Below are 15,411 nucleotides of genomic sequence, written 5' to 3'. Positions count from 1 at the left end.
TTTCAGGTCCGGATGGGCGAAGGGCGCGGACTGGACTTTCATCCGGTCCGCGCCCCCGCGCTGTGCGTATTTAACAGGCCAGGATCAGTGGCTGTCGGCCTTGATCACCGGCGGCTCGCTGAACTGGTGGAACGGCGGCGGCGAGGACAGGGTCCATTCCAGGGTGGTGGCGCCTTCGCCCCACGGATTGGCCTCGGCCTTGCGGCGACGGATGGCGGCCTCGATCAGGATGATCAGGAACACCACCACGCCGACGGCGGTGATCGCATAGCCGACCGACGAGACCATGTTCCACTTCGCGAAGGCGACCGGATAGTCGACATAGCGGCGCGGCATGCCCTGCAGGCCCAGGAAGTGCTGCGGGAAGAACACCAGGTTGACGCCGATGAACATGATCCAGAACTGCATGCAGCCGAGGAACTCGTTGTACTTCACGCCCCACATCTTCTCGAACCAGTAGAAGAAGCCGGCGAAGATGGCGAACACCGCGCCGAGCGACAGCACGTAGTGGAAGTGGGCGACGACGTAGTAGGTGTCGTGCAGGCTGTAGTCGATGCCGGCGTTCGACAGAACCACGCCGGTCACGCCGCCGACGGTGAACAGGAAGATGAAGCCGATCGCCCACAGCATGGGCGTCTTGAAGCTGATCGAGCCGCCCCACATCGTGGCGATCCACGAGAAGATCTTCACGCCGGTCGGCACCGCGATGACCATCGTCGCGGCCACGAAATAGGCGCGCAGATTGATGCTCATGCCGACGGTGTACATGTGGTGAGCCCACACGATGAAGCCGACGAAGCCGATGGCGACCATGGCGTAGGCCATCGCCAGATAGCCGAAGATCGGCTTCTTGGAGAAGGTCGAGACGATGTGGCTGATGATGCCGAAGCCCGGCAGGATCAGGATGTACACTTCCGGGTGGCCGAAGAACCAGAACAGGTGCTGGAACATGACGGGGTCGCCGCCGGCGGCCGGGTCGAAGAAGTGGGTGCCGAAGTTGCGGTCGGTCAGCAGCATGGTGATGGCGCCGGCCAGGACGGGCAGCGACAGCAACAGCAGGAAGGCGGTGATCAGCACCGACCAGGCGAATAGCGGCATGCGGTGCAGGGTCATGCCCGGGGCGCGCATGTTGAAGATCGTGGTGATGAAGTTGATCGCGCCGAGGATCGACGAGGCGCCGGCCAGGTGGAGGGCCAGGATCGCCAGGTCCATCGAAGGCCCGGTGTGGCCGGTGGTCGACAGCGGCGGATAGATCGTCCAGCCGCCGCCGAAGCCGCGGCCCGGGCCGCCGTCGACGAACATCGAGGTCAGCAGCAGGCACCAGGCGGCGACCAGCAGCCAGAACGAGACGTTGTTCATCCGCGGGAAGGCCATGTCCGGCGCGCCGATCATGATCGGCACGAACCAGTTGCCGAAGCCGCCGATCATCGCCGGCATGACCATGAAGAAGATCATGATCAGGGCGTGGGCGGTGACCACGGCGTTGTAGCCGTGCTTGGACTGCTCGACGAGGCCCAGCAGGTGGACCGACGAGTTGGGCCCGAAGATCTGGATGCCCGGCTCGGCCAGTTCCCAGCGGATCAGGCCCGAGAGCGCGCCGCCCACCAGGCCCGCCATGATGGCGAACAGGATGTACAGCGTGCCGATGTCCTTGTGGTTGGTCGAGAAGAACCAGCGCTGGAAGAACGGCGGCTTGTGGTCGGCGTCATCGTGCGACGCGTCGTGGTGATCGATGTCAGCGGCGTGAGCCATCGGACTTAATCCTGCAATCGTATCTTAGGCCGCCGGCGCGGCGGGAGCCGCGGCCGGAACGGAAGCGGGAGCGGCGGCTGGCGCGGCGGCGGCGGTGGCCGGGGCGGTCTTGGACTTCACCCAGGCGTCGAACTCGGGCTGGCTGACGACCTTGATCTCGATGGGCATGTTCGAGTGGTCGACGCCGCACAGTTCCGAGCACTGGCCGTAATAGGTCCCGACCTTCTCGGCCTTGAACCAGGTTTCGTTCAGGCGGCCGGGGATGGCGTCGGTCTTCAGGCCGAAGGCCGGCAGGGCGAACGAGTGGATCACGTCAGCGCCGGTGACCTGCACGCGGATCACCTGGTTGACCGGCACCACCAGCGGCTTGTCGGCGGCCAGCAGGTAGGGCACGCCCTTGGCGTCGGCCTCTTCCTTCTTCAGCGGCACCGAGGTGATCTCGCTGATCTTCTGGTCGGGATATTCATAGCCCCAGTACCACTGGTAGCCGGTGGCCTTCACCGTCATGTACGGCTTGGGCATGTCGTTGTAGTCGAACAGCAGCCGGAACGAGAAGATGGCGATCACCATCAGGATGATCACCGGCACGATGGTCCAGATGATCTCGACCGTGGTGTTGTGGCTGAACTTGGCCGGGACCGGATTGGCCTTGGCGTTGTAGCGGATGACGATCCAGACGATCAGGCCCAGCACCAGCAGGGTGATGGCCGTGATGATCGGCATCAGGACGAGGTTGTGGAACCAGATCGCGTGGTGCTTCAGCGGCGAGGCCGCCTGCTGCAGATCGATCGCGCCGGGCGTCGGCTGGCCCAGCAACTCGGCGCTCTTGGCGAGGGCTTGCCCCGCGAACGCTCCCGAAAGCAACGTCGTCATGGCGGCGACGGCGGCTACGCCCGCCAACATCCGCCGCATCCCCTGAATTTGCGCCTTCATATCCCTCACGGCCCGTTTCGGCGGCGATTTGGCGTCAAACGACCCACGCCGCGCCGACATGCACAATACGACTAGCGACTCTAAGGGCATGGCGATCGAGTCGAGGAATCGAAGGCCCGCCCCAGCGTCTCTGGCCGGTCGCTGGCGTGCATACGCGCATCAAACCCGGTTGCCAAGCGCCAGAGGCGTCGGGGCAAAGCTCCAGGGCGCCATTTCACCAAGGCCAGCAGAAACTGCCCGCCATGTCGCCGTTCGACCATTACTAACATGTAATGACAGCTACCTTGCATTAGGCACTACCTTGCGTCACAAGAGTCTCCAGCAACGGGAACCGAACCGCCGTGACGGAAGCCATCGAAATTCAGCTGAAGAAGGGCGTGCTGGCGCTTTGCGTGCTGGCCCTGCTGTCGCGCGCCGACAGCTACGCCTACGAAATCGCCAGCCAGCTCGCCAAGGACATCGATATGGGGGAAGGGACGATCTACCCGCTCATGCGCCGCATGCAGTCGGACGGCCTGGTCGAGACCTATCTGGTCGAGTCCCAGAGCGGCCCGCCGCGCAAATATTATCGCCTGACCGATGCCGGTCGAACCAGCTTCACGGCCCAGAAGGCCGAATGGGCGGCCTTCGTCTCGGCCGTCGACACCATCCTGGGAGCCGCCGCATGACGCGCGCCGAATTCCTCACCCGCCTCAAGCGCGGCCTGGCCGGCCTGCCCGCCTCGGCGATCACCGACATCGTCGCCGACTACGAGGCCCATTTCGCCGACGGCCTGGCCGCCGGCCGCACCGAGGCCGACGTCGCCGCCGCCCTGGGGGATCCCGACCGCCTGGCCCGTGAGCAGCGCGCCGAGCAAGGCGTCAAGCGCTGGGAGGAGACCAAGACCCCCTCGGCCGCCAGCGGCGCGATCTTCGCCATCCTCGGCCTGGGGGCGATCGACATCATTTTCCTGCTGCCCCTGCTGATGGGCGTGCTGGGGACGCTGTTCGCCTGCTTCATGGCCGCCATCGGCGTCTTCATCGCCGGCGGGGTGGTCACGGCGGTGGGACCGTTCGCCGGACCGCCGGGCGGGCCCGCCGTCGCCTTCCTGGCCGGCATCGGCCTGATGGCCATCGCCACCACCCTGGCCGCCGTCACCACCCTGCTGACCATCGCCCTGGTCAACGCCCTGGTCTGGTTCGGGCGGCTTCACTACCGGCTGCTGAAGCCGGCCATCGAAACCCAGGTCTGAGGGGAACGCCATGATCCGCAACCTGACCATCGTCGCCGTCGCCAGCTTCGTCCTGGCGGTCGGCTGCTTCACCGGGGCCGCGGCCCTCGGCGGACGCGACATCCTCAAGCACGGCTGGAGCTTCCCCGCCGACTGGCACGTCGAGATCAATGACGACGACGACCATGTCAGCATCAATCCGGTCGGGGTCAGCGACGCCGAGCGGGAGAACCTCGTCCGCGACATCCCCTGGACCGGGGCCGCCGCCCTGCAGATCGACGTGCCCGCCGACGTCATCTACACCCAGGCCGCCCCCGGCGCCGCCGCGACCTTCCGGGTCAGCGGGCCCAAGTACCTGGTCGACCGGGTGGTGATCGACGGCGACCGCATCCGGCTGAAGGAGGACGGCGCCGGCCTGACCGGCCACGACTTCCACATTTCGCGCGACCGCGAACTGACGATCCAGGCGAGCGCCCCGGCCGTGCGCAGCTTCACCCTGAACGGCAGCGGCGAGCTGAGCCTGCGGTCCTATGACCAGCCGACCCTGGCGCTGGAGATCAACGGCAGCGGCGACGCCGACGCCCAGGGCAAGGCCCAGAAGGTCGACCTGCGAATCTCCGGTTCGGGCGAGGCCGACCTCAGCGGGCTCGACGGCGGCGATGTCGAGGTCGCGGTGGCCGGCAGCGGCTCGGCCCGCATCGCCCCGCACGGCGCGGCCAAGGTCGAGGTGGCCGGCAGCGGCGAGGTCAATGTCACCACCAAGCCGACCAGCCTGGTCAGCGACGTCGCCGGCTCGGGCGAGGTGAACCAGAACTGGTGAGGCGGAGGGCCCAGGAAGGCGGCCGCGAGCCGCCGCCCCGAATCGCGACCGCCCTGGCCTGACGGCGATTGATCCGCCGCCGCCTTGGTGGGAAGAAGGCCGCATGCCGCACGACCACGCCGATCCCGCGCACGACCATCATGACCACGACGATCATGACCACGACCATGGGCCGGGCCACGCCAAGGGTCATGGCCACCACCATCACGGCCATGACCACGGCCCCGGCGGCCACAGCCATGCGCCCAAGGACTTCGGCAAGGCCTTCGCGGTCGGGGCGGCGCTGAACATCGGCTTCGTGGCGGCCGAGACGGTCGCCGGCCTGATGACCCATTCCCTGGCCCTGCTGGCCGACGCCGGCCATAACCTGTCGGACGTGCTGGGCCTGTTCATGGCCTGGGGCGCGGTGGTGCTGGCCAAGCGCGCCCCGGCCGGCCGCCGCACCTATGGCCTGCGCAAGGGCACGATTCTGGCCTCCCTGACCAACGCCGTGGTGCTGCTGGTGGCGGTCGGGGCCATCGCCTGGGAGGCGGTGCGCCGCTTCGCCGACCCGCAGCCGATCTCGACCGGGCCGGTGATGGTCGTGGCCGCCATCGGCATTGCCATCAACACCGCCACCGCCCTGATGTTCATGCGCGGCTCCAAGGACGACCTCAACATCCGCGGGGCCTTCCTGCACATGGCCGGCGACGCCGCCGTCTCGGCCGGGGTGGTGGTCGCCGCCCTGGCCATGGCCCTGACCGGCTGGCTGTGGCTGGACCCGGTGGTCAGCCTCGGCATCGTGGCGGTGATCGTGCTGGGCACCTGGAGCCTGCTGCGCGACTCCCTCGACCTGGCCCTCGACGCCGCCCCCCGCGGCATCGACCCCAAGGCGGTCCGGGCCTGGCTGGCCGAGCGGCCGGGGGTCAGCGAGGTCCACGACCTGCACATCTGGGCGATGAGCACCACCGAGACCGCCATGACCGCCCACTTGGTCCGGGCGCCGGAACCGGGCCAGGCCCCTGACCACGACCAGTTCCTGCACGATATCTGCGGAACCATGGCCAGCCGGTTCAACATCGGCCACGTCACCATCCAGATCGAGCATGGCGGCGTCGGCCCCTGCCACCTGGCCGGCGCGGACGCGGTGTGAGCCTTCCCCTTTCCCTGCGCCTCTACCGCGCGGCCGCCGCCGGGCTCGAACCGTTCGCGCCGCTGCTGCTGGCCCGCCGGGCCAAGGCCGGCAAGGAGGACGGCGCCCGGCTCCACGAGCGCCTGGGCCGCCCCACCCTGCCCCGCCCCGCCGGCCGGCTGGTCTGGCTGCACGGGGCCAGCGTCGGCGAGAGCCTGTCGATCCTGCCGCTGGTCGAGCGCCTGCGGGCCGAGCGGCCGGACGTCGCGGTTCTGGTCACCTCCGGCACCGTCACCTCCGCCCGGCTGCTGGCCCGCCGCCTTCCGCCGGGCGCGATCCACCAGTTCCTGCCGGTCGACACCCCCGGCGGGGCCCGGCGGTTCCTCGACCACTGGCGGCCCGACCTGGCGGTGTTCGTCGAGAGCGAGCTGTGGCCCAACCTGCTGCTGACCGCCAAGGACCGCGGCGTTCGGCTGGCCCTGGTCTCGGCCAAGCTGTCGGACAGGAGCTATGCCGGCTGGCAGGCGCGGCCGTTCGCGGCCTGGCGGCTGTTCAGCGGCTTCGATCTGATCCTGGCCCAGGACGGCCGCGCCGCCGACCGTCTGACCAGCCTGGGCGGGACCGTGGCCGGCGAGGCCGACCTGAAGTTCGGTTCGGCGCCGCTGCCGGCCGACGCCGCGACCCTGGCCAGCCTGCGGGTCCGGCTCGGCGACCGGCCGTTGCTGCTGGCCGCCAGCACCCATCCGGGCGAGGACGAGATCGTGCTGGCGGCCTGGTCCGCCCTGGCCGATCGGCCGCGCCTGGTCATCGTTCCGCGCCATCCCGACCGCGGCCCCGCCGTCGCCGCTCTGGCCTCGGCGGCCGGCGCGACGGCCAGCCTGCGCAGCCGCGACCCCGACGACCTGGCCGAGGTCATCGTCGCCGACACCCTGGGGGAGCTCGGCCTCTGGTACCGCCTGGCCGGCCTGGCCGTGGTGGCCGGCAGCCTGGTTCCGGGAATCGGCGGCCACAATCCACTGGAGCCGGCCCGGCTGGACTGCCCGATCGTCTCGGGTCCCCATGTCGAGAACTGGCTGACCGCCTATGCCGACCTGCGGGCGGCCGGCGGCGTCCCCTTCGCCGACGCCGCGGTGCTGGGCGAGCGCCTGGCCGCCCTGCTGGCCGCGCCGCCGGCGCTTGAGGCCCAGGCCGCCCGCGCCCGGGCCTTCGTCGCCGCCCGCGACGCCGAGGCCCGCGCCGGCCTCGACCGGATCCTGGAGCTGCTGGCATGAAGCTCTCCACCCCGCGCTGGTGGTATCGCCGCGAGGGCGCGCCCAGCCCGGTCACCCGCGCCCTGCTGACGCCGCTGTCGTGGCTCTGGGCCGCCCAGACCGCCCGGCGCATCGCCCGGACCCAGCCGCGCGGCGCCGACGCGGCGGTGATCTGCGTCGGCAACTTCACGGTCGGCGGCGTGGGCAAAACCCCGATCGTCCGCGAGCTGCTGCTGGTCCTGACCCAGCGCGGCCGCCGGGCCCACGGCCTGGCCCGCGGCTATGGCGGCCGGCTGAAGGGGCCGTTGCAGGTCGATCCGCGGCGCCACGCCGCCCGCGACGTCGGCGACGAGCCGCTGATGCTGGCCCAGGACTTTCCGATGTGGATCTCCGCCGACAGGGTGGCCGGGGCGCGGCGGGCCGCCGCCGCCGGAGCCGAGGTGGTGGTGATGGACGACGGCCACCAGAACCCCGACCTGCGCAAGACCCTGTCGCTGGTGGTGGTCGACGGCGAGACCCGCGAGGACGAATGGCCGTTCGGCGACGGCCGGGTGTTTCCCGCCGGGCCGATGCGCGAGCCGCTGGCCGCCAGCCTGGCCCGCACCGATGCGGTGATCGTGCTGCTGCCCGCCGACCTGCCGGCCGCCGATCCGGCGCTGCTGGCGCTGTTTGGCGACACCCCGGTGCTGATCGCCCGGCTGGAGCCCGCCGCCCGGCCGCCGCCCGGCCGCCAGGTCGGCTTCGCCGGCATCGGCAAGCCCTGGAAGGTCGAGCGGGCCCTGAAGGCGGCCGGCTGCCATCTGGTCGACTTCGCCCCCTATCCCGACCATGGGACCTATGACGCGGCGACCCTGAAGTTCCTGTGGGAGCGGGCCCAGGCCTACAGCGCCGGCCTGGTCACCACCGAGAAGGACTGGGTGCGGCTGCCGGCCGAATGGCGCGACAGGGTCACGCCGTGGCCGGTGCGGGCCCGGTTCGAGGACGAGGCGGCGCTGGGGCGGCTGCTGGCGGAGGCGGGGCTGTAGCGGCCTAAGCCCCGGCCCGCCTGGCGAAGTCCCAGGCGCTGACGGCCAGCAGCGGCACCCGGGCCTCCATCTGTTCGGCGTGGGCGCTGGCGGCGGTGCCGTCGCGGACCCGGCCGACGATGCCCTGGCAGATGCCGGCCAGGCGGAACAGGTTGTAGCTGAAATACCAGTCGAGGTTCGGCAGGCCTTCGCGGCCGGTCAGGGCGCAATAGCGCGCCACCGCCTCGTCGATCGTCGGCACGCCATAGGCGGTCAGGTCGGCGATCTCGGCCAGGCCGCCGCGCTGGTCGGCCGGCATCACCCAGTTCATCAGGAAATAGCTGAAGTCAGCCAGCGGATTGCCCAGGGTCGACAGCTCCCAGTCCAGCACCGCCAGCACCCGCGGCTCGGTGGGGTGCAGGATCATGTTGTCGAGCCGGTAGTCGCCGTGGACGATCGAGGTCTGGTCGTCGGCCGGGGCGCTGGCCGGCAGCCAGGCGATCAGCCGGTCCATGGCCTCGATCGTCCGCGTCTCGCTGGCCCGGTACTGCCGGGTCCAGCGGTCGATCTGGCGGGTGAAATAGTTGCCGGGCTTGCCGTAGTCGGCCAGGCCCACCGCCGCGTAGTCGACCCTGTGCAGGGCCGCCAGGGTGTCGATCTCGGCTTCATAGATCGCCCGGCGCTCGGCCGGGGCGTAGCCGGGCAGGGTCCCGTCCCACAGGATCCGGCCCTCGACATGGTCCATGACATAGAAGATCGTGCCGATCACCGCCTCGTCCAGGCACAGGGCGTAGGCCCTGGCGACCGGGAACTGCGCCTGGCCCAGGCCCGAGATCACCCTGAATTCGCGGTCGACGGCATGGGCGCTGGGCAGCAGCTTGCCCGGCGGCTTGCGGCGCAGGACGTATTTCTTTGTCGGCGTGACCAGCTGATAGGTCGGGTTGGACTGGCCGCCCTTGAACTGGCGCACCTCCAGCGGGCCGGCATAGCCCTCGACATGGGCCGCCAGCCAGGCCGCCAGTTTGACCTCGTCGATGGCGTGGCGCGGGTCGACGGGCTTGGTGCCGGAATTGAGATCCTGCACGGACGGCTCGGCCACGGCCATGGCGCTTCTCCCCAACACTTGTTTGAACGGGAGTTTAGAGGGTGGGGCGGCGGGTGCAACGCCAAATACCCCCTTCCCGTTGGCGGATGGGGGAAGGGTCGGGATGGGGGTGACTGCTGAGCTGGCGGCGAGATGAATGCTTCGCGTTCATCCCCATCCGACCTGCTTCGCAGGCCACCTTCCCCCATCAAGGGGGAAGGGAATTTCTAATAGTGCTGTAACGCCCGCCAGCCGATGTCGGTGCGGTAGAAGCCGCCCTCCAGCGACACCGTGCCCAGGGCCGCATAGGCGACGTCGCGGGCCTCGTGCAGGGTCGCGCCGAGGGCGCAGACATTGAGCACCCGGCCGCCGGACGCCACCAGCCGGCCGTCGGCGTCGCGGGTCGTGCCGGCGTGGAAGATCACCGCCTCGCCGCCGAACTCGCTGTCGGCGCCCTGGATCAGGCCGCCGGTCACCGGGGCGTCGGGATAGCCCTCGGCCGCCAGCACCACGCAGATCGCCGCCTCCTCGCGCCAGACCGGCGGCGGCGCCGCGGCCAGCTCGCCCCGGGCGGCGGCCAGCAGCAGCGGGACGAGATCGCTCTCCAGCCGCAGCATCAGGGTCTGGCATTCGGGGTCGCCGAAGCGGGCGTTGTACTCGACCAGCTTGGGGCCCTGCGGCGTCAGCATCAGCCCGGCATAGAGCACGCCGACATAGGGGCAGCCCTCGGCGGCCATGCCCCGGACGGTGGGTTCGATCAGTTCGCGCCAGGCCTGGTCGACCAGGGCCGGGGTCAGGACCGGCGGCGGCGAATAGGTGCCCATGCCGCCGGTATTGGGGCCCTGGTCGCCGTCATAGGCCCGCTTGTGGTCCTGGGCCGCGCCGAACAGCATCGCCGTGTGGCCGTCGCAGATCGCGAACAGCGAGGCCTCCTCGCCGTGCATGAACTCCTCGATCACCACCCGCGCCCCGGCCGCGCCGAACCGGCCGCCCAGCATGTCGAGCACGGCGGCGTCGGCCTCTGCCCGATCGGCGGCGATCACCACCCCCTTGCCGGCCGCCAGGCCGTCGGCCTTGATCACGAACGGCGCCTCGAGCGCATCGAGGAAGGCCCCCGCCGCGACGGCGTCGGTGAACACGCCATAGGCCGCGGTCGGCAGGCCGTGGCGGGCGCAGAAGTCCTTGGTGAAGGCCTTGCTGGTCTCCAGCCGCGCCGCCTCGGCGCTGCCGCCGAAACAGGGGATGCCCAGGGCGCCCAGCCGGTCGGCCAGCCCGGCCTCCAGCGCCGATTCGGGGCCCACCACCACCAGGTCGGCGGCGATCTCCTGCGCCAGGGCGACCAGGCCGTCGACGTCGACAGCCTTGATGTCGCGCAGTTGCGCGACGGCTTCGATCCCCGGATTGCCCGGCGCGGCCACCAGCCGGCCGCACAGCGGCGACTGGGCCAGCTTCCAGGCCAGGGCGTGTTCACGGCCGCCGGAGCCGACGAGGAGGATGGTGAGCTTTTCCATGGGGCTGGGATGTCGCGCGGCGACGGCGCGGGGTCAACGCTCAATGCTGATCGTCTGGTCGGGATGAAGATCCGGACGGCGCCTGGATCGACGCCGATCGCCTCAATGTCTTCGCCGCCAGGCGTCCGCCATCGACACCCGAGATGGGTTAGGGCAGCTTGCCTGGCGGCATGGAGGTGAGGATGGGGGCGTTTCTACTGGCGATGGCGGCGAGCGCCGCCGTGTCGACATGTTCCGGCGTGGCCGAGCCGATCATCGACGTCCATCTCCACAGCTACGAGCACGATCGCCGCTTCACGCTGCAGATCCCCAATCCCGGCTCTGGCGGCCCGATGATCGTCGAGAACGGAAGCCAGCACGCGAGCGCGACCGTCGCGGCCTTGCGGGCGGCGGGCGTCGTACGCGGCGTCGTCGGCGGCCACAGCCGCGCCACCGACGATCGGATGATCGCGCTGGACCCCGATCGCCTGCGCGGCGGGTTCGAGATCGACGCCGTTCCGACGCCGGAGATGCTCGCCGAGATCCGGGCAAGGCGCGCCGCCGGCAAGCTGACCATGATCGGCGAGGTCGAATATCAATATGAAGGCGTTCGGCACGACGACCCGCGGCTTGAACCCCTGTGGACGCTGGCCGAGGAACTCCAGGTCCCGATCGCCGTGCACTCGGGCGCCGGACCGGCGGGCATCGTCTATATGGGCTCGCCGCTGCATCGCGAACGGTTCGGCGATCCGGCCGCCTTCGAGGAAGTGCTGGTCCGTCACCCGAAGATGAAGCTGATCATCATGCACGCCGGCTGGCCGTTCCTGGACGACACCCTCGCGCTGATGCACGCCTATCCGCAGGTCTATGTCGATCTGGGCGCCGTCGACTGGGCCGAACCGGCGCCGGGCTTCGACCACTATCTGCAGACCTTGATGACCTACGGCTTCGGCAAGCGGATCCTGTTCGGCTCGGACCAGATGGTCTGGCCGGACGCCACGGCCCAGGCCATCGCCAGATTTCGCGCCGCGCCGTATCTGTCGGCGGAGCAGCGACGCGACATCTTCTTCAACAACGCCGTGCGCCTGTTCGGCTGGACCGACCTCCCGGCGTGCGCGGGTCCCGGATGAGCCTCAAGGGAAGCCTTTCCCTCAAACACAGTGCGAGCGTCGCGATCAGCGACTAGGCCGAAAGACGATGGGAATGATGACCTTGCCGCCAGCCACCGGCCGGCCTGCGGAGTCCTTGGGTTCCATCTTGAAATATTTGGCGACCTTCAAGGCTGCTTCGCCGAACCCAAGCTCCGGAGGATCTTCCCGAGAAATCGAGCAATTTTCCATCCGCGCCTTGGCGTCCACGTCGCACGCAATGGTTCCCATGCCCACCTGGACGTGCGCACGGATCGCGGCTTGGGGATAGAAGTACGAAACTTGATCCGCGGTTGGCGTTCGCGCCCAGGAAGGCTTCGTGATCGGCGGATCGACCGAAGCCGACTGCGCCGCGCCCAAGGCCAGGGCGGCGCTCAGAAGAACCAACATGACCTAGCCCCAGACCGAAACAACTGAACCATCAAAGCAAGATCGACCCTCGGTCCAGCGGTAAATTCAACCACCCTCCCCTTCCGCCGCCACCGCCCGCGGCCGCGCCAGCTGCTGGCCGAACTCGCCCAGCAGCTTGAAGGCCGGGTGCAGGCCGGCGCCGAGGTCGGTGAGGCCATAGGTCGGGCGGTCGGGCGGGTCGGCGGCCTGACGGACGACCAGGCCCGCGGTCTCCAGCTCGCGCAGGTTCCGCGTCAGCTCTTTAGCGCTGAGCTGGGGGATGGCCCGCAGGATGTCGTTGTAGCGCTGGGGGCCGCCGAGCATCAGCGCCCGGATGACCAGCAGCTTCCACCGCCCGCCGATGATCCAGATCGCCCGCTCGACCGGGCAGGTGGCGGCCGCCTCGGGGAAGGCCGTTTTCGGTCGAGGCCGCCGGGGTCGCGCGCTCGCGGCTGATCGGCACGTCACATACCTCGCGGTGCGTTGATGGGCTTGGCTTCCGACCTGATCTTCCGGTCCAGCATAGGGAGAGGATCTGATCATGCGAAGCCCGAAGACACCGACGGTTCTGGTCATCGGCGCCACCGGCAAGACCGGCCGGCGGCTGGTTCCCGACCTGCAGGCGCGCGGCGCCACGGTGCGCGCCGCCGGCCGCCGGGCGGCCGAGGGCCTGACGCCCTTCGACTGGGGCCGGCCCGAGACCTTCGCCGCGGCCCTGCGCGGCGCCGACGCGGTCTATCTGGTTCCGCCCGCCTTCGTCGGGGACCCGACGACGGCGACCGGCGCGCTGCTGGACGAGGCGCGGCGGGCCGGCGTCGGCGCGGTGGTGCTGCTGTCGTCGCTGGGCGCGACCTTCGTCGGCGAGCCGGAGGGCTCGGGCCGACGGCGGCTCGAACGCCAGGTGACGGAGTCGGGCCTGGACTGGACGATCCTGCGGCCGACCGGCTTCAACCAGAACTTCTCCGAAGGCTTCCTGCTGCCGGGCATCCTGCAGGCCGACAAGGTCGTCACGGCCGCCGGCGACGGGGCGGTGGCCCATGTCGACGCCGGCGACATCGCCGCCGTAGCCGCCCTCGCCCTGACCGCGCCGGGCCACGCCGGGGCCGCCTACGCCGTCACCGGGCCGCAGGCTCTGGGCTTCGACGCCGCCGCGGCCCTGATCGGCCAGGCCGCCGGCCGCACCATCACCCATGCATCGCTGCCGGGCGCGGCGTTCGGGAACATCCTGAAACAGGCGGGGGTGCCGGAAGACTACCTGGCCATGGTCCTGCGCGACCAGGCGGGGATCGAGGCTGGCGAGGCGGCGGTCGTCACCGACGTCGTCGCGCGCGTCACCGGCCGCCCGGCCATCGCCTTCGCTGACTATACGCGCGAAGCGGCGGGCGCCTGGGCGCGGGCGGCGGCATGAGCGGGCGGCGCTTCGATCCTGAACGGAGGCCGAAGACCCTTGACCCGCGCTCAAGGGGCCTTGGCCTGAAACCTCACTCCCCCGTCCGGGCCTTGGCCCGCTCGGCCAGCAGGGTCGAGACCTGGCCATAGGCGAGGGCCACGCCAAATGCGGCGAAGGCGGAAAGGACGAGGGCGAGGAAGGGCGTCATCGGGCGACTCCGTTGCGAGAACGGCGAAGCTTGGTCCGACGGCGCGCCGGCGGCCTTGATCTGGCGCAAGCCTTCCTCGCCGGAAGCCTAGTCCGCCAGCTCGGCCGGGACCTTGCCGCCGTTCTCCGACAGCTTGCGGATGACCTGCTTGTGCAGCCAGATGTTCATGCTGGCCGAGTCCGACTTGTCGCCGGTGTAGCCCAGCTCGTCGGCCAGTTCCTTGCGCTCGGCCAGGCTGCTTTCCATGCCGACCAGCTTCATCAGGTCGACGATCGAATGCCGCCAGTCCAGTTTCTGGCCGGCCTTGGCGGCGAGGTCGTCGAGCACGACGGCGACGTCGACCACCTGGGGCGGCGGGGCCGGAGCGACGGCGACCGCGGCGGGCGGCTGGCCCGGCGGCGGCATGACCTGGGGCGCCGGCGCGGCGGGCGCGGCCGCAGGCTTGTGGCCGAAGATCTTGCCCATGATGCTGCTGAAGATACCCACGTCGCGCTCCCTCTGGTGCCCGGCCCAGACTCAGGCCGGTTGAGCGCTAACGCCAGCCCAAGCTTCAGGGTTGCATGAAGGTTTTACAGCACCGAGCAGTTGGTCAGCTGGCTGAACCGCTCCAGGGCGACCGTTCCGACCACCGAGGTGCCGAAGCGGTCGAGCTCCGGCGACCAGACGGCGATGGTCGCCTTGCCGGGGACCACGGCGACGATGCCGCCGCCGACCCCGCTCTTGGCCGGCAGGCCGACGCGATAGGCGAAGCTGCCGACGCTGTCATAGATGCCGCAGGTCAGCAGCAGGGCGTTGAGCCGCCGGGTCAGGCGCTCGGGAAAGATCGTCTCCTCGACCAGGGGCGAGAAGCCGCCGGCCGCCAGGGGCAGCATGGCCCGGGCCAGTTGGCGGCAGCTCATGGTCAGGGCGCACTGGCGGCAATAGGCGGCGACCACCGCCTCGGGGTCGTGGTTGATCGTGCCTTGGCCGCGCATCAGGTGAGCGATGGCCCGGTTCTGCCAGGCGTTGGCCAGTTCGGAGGCGGCCACCGCCTCGTCGATCTCCACCGCCTCGCCGGTGAGGAAGCTGGCGAAACCGCGCACCAGGGCGGCCGGGTCGCGCACCGAGTCCAGCAGCAGGTCAGTGATCGCCATGGCCCCGGCGTTGATGAACGGATTGCGCGGCGTGCCGCCTTCCGCCTCGAGTTGGGAGAGATGGTTGAACGGCGTGCCCGACGGCTCCTTGCCGACCCGGGTCCAGACCTCGTCGCCGAAGCGGTTCAGCGCCAGGCCGAGCGAAAAGATCTTGGTGATGCTCTGGACCGAGAAGCCCTCGTCGGCGTCGCCGATCACCGCCTCCTCGCCCTCGACGGTGCGCACCGCCATGCCGAACTTGCCCGGCGGCACGCTGGCCAGCTGCGGGATGTAGTCGGCCAGTCGGCCCTTGCCGAAGTGCGGTTTGACCATCACGGCCACCTCGGCAAGGACATCGGCGATCGAGAAGTCGTCCATGGCCCTAGTGTCCTGACTCAGAAGTTCGCGGACTCGGTATCGACTCAGTCGTGACAGACTCTCTTGGTTTTAGGGAGGCTGCGGGATGGTGGGTCGGGAGTTGCCGGCGGTGGAGTTGGAAGAGGCGGAGC

16 protein-coding genes are annotated in these 15,411 nt (G+C 69.9%); 8 read left to right on the top strand and 8 right to left on the bottom strand.

What is annotated here, in order from left to right:
- Nucleotides 1-84 precede the first annotated feature (84 nt).
- Nucleotides 85-1,752, bottom strand: coding sequence for a cytochrome c oxidase subunit I (ctaD, locus tag ACIPQB_RS23030; protein WP_446487582.1), 1,668 nt, complete (start codon nt 1,750-1,752; stop codon nt 85-87).
- Between the two features lie 24 nt (nt 1,753-1,776).
- On the bottom strand, nt 1,777-2,685 hold the full coding sequence (coxB, locus tag ACIPQB_RS23025) for a cytochrome c oxidase subunit II (protein WP_446487581.1): 909 nt from the start codon (nt 2,683-2,685) through the stop codon (nt 1,777-1,779).
- A gap of 341 nt (nt 2,686-3,026) precedes the next feature.
- On the opposite strand from coxB, the gene ACIPQB_RS23020 reads away from it, so the two are divergent.
- The 6 genes from ACIPQB_RS23020 (at nt 3,027) to lpxK (ending at nt 8,101) form a co-directional block, all read left to right on the top strand.
- A complete protein-coding gene (locus tag ACIPQB_RS23020; protein WP_446487580.1) occupies nt 3,027-3,353 on the top strand; it encodes a PadR family transcriptional regulator in 327 nt (108 codons plus the stop codon).
- Nucleotides 3,350-3,916 (top strand): DUF1700 domain-containing protein, encoded by a 567-nt coding sequence (locus tag ACIPQB_RS23015; protein ID WP_446487579.1) that lies wholly within the window; start codon nt 3,350-3,352, stop codon nt 3,914-3,916. Before ACIPQB_RS23020 ends, ACIPQB_RS23015 begins: the two co-directional genes overlap by 4 nt.
- 10 nt (nt 3,917-3,926) lie before the next feature.
- Nucleotides 3,927-4,715 carry a GIN domain-containing protein gene (locus tag ACIPQB_RS23010; protein ID WP_446487578.1) on the top strand — a complete coding sequence of 263 codons (789 nt, stop codon included), beginning with the start codon at nt 3,927-3,929 and terminating at the stop codon, nt 4,713-4,715.
- A 103-nt stretch (nt 4,716-4,818) separates the two neighbouring features.
- Complete coding sequence (locus ACIPQB_RS23005) at nt 4,819-5,847, top strand: cation diffusion facilitator family transporter (protein ID WP_446487577.1); 1,029 nt, start codon at nt 4,819-4,821, stop codon at nt 5,845-5,847.
- Nucleotides 5,844-7,097: a 3-deoxy-D-manno-octulosonic acid transferase gene (locus ACIPQB_RS23000; protein WP_446487576.1), complete on the top strand. Its 1,254-nt coding sequence runs from the start codon at nt 5,844-5,846 to the stop codon at nt 7,095-7,097. Before ACIPQB_RS23005 ends, ACIPQB_RS23000 begins: the two co-directional genes overlap by 4 nt.
- Nucleotides 7,094-8,101 carry a tetraacyldisaccharide 4'-kinase gene (gene lpxK / locus ACIPQB_RS22995; RefSeq protein WP_446487575.1) on the top strand — a complete coding sequence of 336 codons (1,008 nt, stop codon included), beginning with the start codon at nt 7,094-7,096 and terminating at the stop codon, nt 8,099-8,101. The genes ACIPQB_RS23000 and lpxK overlap by 4 nt, the downstream gene beginning before the upstream one ends.
- 4 nt (nt 8,102-8,105) lie before the next feature.
- Here lpxK and ACIPQB_RS22990 read toward each other — a convergent pair whose 3' ends face one another.
- Both ACIPQB_RS22990 and purD read right to left on the bottom strand, forming a co-directional pair.
- Entirely contained in the window at nt 8,106-9,185 is a 1,080-nt protein-coding gene (locus ACIPQB_RS22990; RefSeq protein ID WP_446487574.1) for a phosphotransferase, read from the bottom strand.
- Nucleotides 9,186-9,391: 206 nt separating this feature from the next.
- Nucleotides 9,392-10,675, bottom strand: coding sequence for a phosphoribosylamine--glycine ligase (gene purD / locus ACIPQB_RS22985; RefSeq protein ID WP_446487573.1), 1,284 nt, complete (start codon nt 10,673-10,675; stop codon nt 9,392-9,394).
- 182 nt (nt 10,676-10,857) lie between these two features.
- Between purD and ACIPQB_RS22980 the strand changes: the two genes are divergently transcribed.
- On the top strand, nt 10,858-11,784 hold the full coding sequence (locus tag ACIPQB_RS22980; RefSeq protein ID WP_446487572.1) for an amidohydrolase family protein: 927 nt from the start codon (nt 10,858-10,860) through the stop codon (nt 11,782-11,784).
- 45 nt (nt 11,785-11,829) lie between these two features.
- Here ACIPQB_RS22980 and ACIPQB_RS22975 read toward each other — a convergent pair whose 3' ends face one another.
- Entirely contained in the window at nt 11,830-12,192 is a 363-nt protein-coding gene (locus tag ACIPQB_RS22975; protein WP_446487571.1) for a TonB family protein, read from the bottom strand.
- A gap of 66 nt (nt 12,193-12,258) precedes the next feature.
- The gene (locus ACIPQB_RS22970) at nt 12,259-12,660 is read right to left on the bottom strand and encodes a winged helix-turn-helix transcriptional regulator (RefSeq protein WP_446487570.1); all 402 of its coding nucleotides are present in this window, start codon (nt 12,658-12,660) and stop codon (nt 12,259-12,261) included.
- A gap of 73 nt (nt 12,661-12,733) precedes the next feature.
- Here ACIPQB_RS22970 and ACIPQB_RS22965 point away from each other — a divergent pair, with 73 nt between their 5' ends.
- Complete coding sequence (locus ACIPQB_RS22965; RefSeq protein ID WP_446487569.1) at nt 12,734-13,600, top strand: NAD(P)H-binding protein; 867 nt, start codon at nt 12,734-12,736, stop codon at nt 13,598-13,600.
- A 277-nt stretch (nt 13,601-13,877) separates the two neighbouring features.
- Here the strand turns inward: ACIPQB_RS22965 and ACIPQB_RS22960 are convergent, their stop codons facing one another.
- Nucleotides 13,878-14,276, bottom strand: coding sequence for a DUF3597 domain-containing protein (locus tag ACIPQB_RS22960; RefSeq protein ID WP_446487568.1), 399 nt, complete (start codon nt 14,274-14,276; stop codon nt 13,878-13,880).
- A gap of 83 nt (nt 14,277-14,359) precedes the next feature.
- The gene (locus ACIPQB_RS22955; protein ID WP_446487567.1) at nt 14,360-15,280 is read right to left on the bottom strand and encodes a glutaminase; all 921 of its coding nucleotides are present in this window, start codon (nt 15,278-15,280) and stop codon (nt 14,360-14,362) included.
- Nucleotides 15,281-15,411: the final 131 nt, after the last annotated feature.

Source organism: Caulobacter sp. LARHSG274 (genome assembly GCF_052871235.1).
This window is presented reverse-complemented; position numbering and strand designations above follow the sequence as displayed.

Bases quoted from the DNA above. Each gene is read 5' to 3' on its own strand.
- ACIPQB_RS23015 (WP_446487579.1), top strand. From the start codon at position 3,350: ATGACGCGCGCCGAATTCCTCACCCGCCTCAAGCGCGGCCTGGCCGGC.
- ctaD (WP_446487582.1), bottom strand. From the start codon at position 1,752: ATGGCTCACGCCGCTGACATCGATCACCACGACGCGTCGCACGATGAC.
- coxB (WP_446487581.1), bottom strand. From the start codon at position 2,685: ATGAAGGCGCAAATTCAGGGGATGCGGCGGATGTTGGCGGGCGTAGCC.
- ACIPQB_RS22955 (WP_446487567.1), bottom strand. From the start codon at position 15,280: ATGGACGACTTCTCGATCGCCGATGTCCTTGCCGAGGTGGCCGTGATG.
- ACIPQB_RS22975 (WP_446487571.1), bottom strand. From the start codon at position 12,192: ATGTTGGTTCTTCTGAGCGCCGCCCTGGCCTTGGGCGCGGCGCAGTCG.
- ACIPQB_RS22980 (WP_446487572.1), top strand. From the start codon at position 10,858: ATGGGGGCGTTTCTACTGGCGATGGCGGCGAGCGCCGCCGTGTCGACA.
- ACIPQB_RS23005 (WP_446487577.1), top strand. From the start codon at position 4,819: ATGCCGCACGACCACGCCGATCCCGCGCACGACCATCATGACCACGAC.
- ACIPQB_RS22965 (WP_446487569.1), top strand. From the start codon at position 12,734: ATGCGAAGCCCGAAGACACCGACGGTTCTGGTCATCGGCGCCACCGGC.
- lpxK (WP_446487575.1), top strand. From the start codon at position 7,094: ATGAAGCTCTCCACCCCGCGCTGGTGGTATCGCCGCGAGGGCGCGCCC.
- purD (WP_446487573.1), bottom strand. From the start codon at position 10,675: ATGGAAAAGCTCACCATCCTCCTCGTCGGCTCCGGCGGCCGTGAACAC.
- ACIPQB_RS23010 (WP_446487578.1), top strand. From the start codon at position 3,927: ATGATCCGCAACCTGACCATCGTCGCCGTCGCCAGCTTCGTCCTGGCG.
- ACIPQB_RS22990 (WP_446487574.1), bottom strand. From the start codon at position 9,185: ATGGCCGTGGCCGAGCCGTCCGTGCAGGATCTCAATTCCGGCACCAAG.